Annotated in this window: 1 protein-coding gene; it reads left to right on the top strand. The window is 62.2% G+C overall.

Annotated features, from left to right (window positions below; all coding sequences use genetic code 11):
• Nucleotides 1–1,136 (top strand): Fis family transcriptional regulator (locus J2Y41_RS23050; RefSeq protein ID WP_309932045.1); only part of this gene is annotated, 1,136 nt, incomplete at both ends.

The raw sequence follows: 1,136 nt of genomic DNA, 5'->3' as shown, positions 1-1,136 counted from the left end.
TGGCCAGACGGCGGCGTTTGCGGCTACTGCTATCAGCAGGCAAAGCGCACCCGCGGGGTCTGCGCCTGCGGCCATGAAGGTGTTCTTCCGGGAATTATCGATGAGGAGCCGGCATGCCGCAGCTGTTCAGGCGTTCGGCTCAACGTTGACTGTGTGGGCTGCGGCGCCGAAGACGAGCTCTATACCGGTGCACGGTGTTGGGCCTGCGTCCTCGGCGACATCGTTGACGACCTGCTGACCAACCCGGCTACGGGTTCCATGGCCACGGAACTGATCCCGCTGGCGGCGGCATTGAAGTCAATGAAACGGGCCAACAGCGGCATGACCTGGATCCGGCAAAAGCACGTCACGGCCTTCCTTCGTAACCTCGCTACCGCACCCAGAATCAGTCATGACACTTTCGATGAACTGCCCGACTCCCGCACCCGCGAGTACGTCCGGGGGCTCCTCATCGAGCACGGGGTGCTCCCCCAGCGAAATGCGTTCCTGATTCGCTACGACAGTTGGGCTGCCCAAGCCATGGATCGCGTCAGCGACCCGCAGAACCTTGACGTGATCCGCCGCTACATCCGATGGCATCACCAGCGACGCATGAACCTCATGGACGAAGTCTCCCGCGGCACTTTCCTGCGCGCCAAACAGGAAGTCACCGTCGCCATCGACCTCCTGAACTGGCTCACCGGTCATGACATCAAACTGCCGGAACTGCAGCAGTCCCACCTTGATGTATGGCAATCCGAGGGGCCCACGACGAGACGCATCGCTGAGCGCTTCCTCAAATGGGCCATCAAAACCAAGGCCGCCCCAGCGGGGCTCACCATCGTCCCGCACCGCCGCGGCACCAGCCCAAGACTCCCCAAGATCGGGCAAGACAAAGCGCTCCAACAAATCATCCACACCAACGGACCGGAGACCCGTGACCGGGCCGCCGCGATCCTCATCCTCGTCTTCGGACAACAAGCCGAAAACATCGCCCGGCTGACCTGGGACGACGTCACAGTCACTGAAGACTTAGTCACCATCCAACTCGGAACCACCAAAATTGCGCTGCCGGACCCGTTAGCCCAGCCATGGCGGGAGCTCGCCGCAAACCCGGGACACGAAATGACTGCCGCGCACCCCAACAGCAGGTGGGT

It is taken from the genome of Arthrobacter sp. 1088 (assembly GCF_031455315.1).
Lineage (GTDB): Bacteria > Actinomycetota > Actinomycetes > Actinomycetales > Micrococcaceae > Arthrobacter.
Note: the sequence above shows the minus strand (reverse complement) of the source record. Positions and strands in the feature narration are given on the sequence as shown.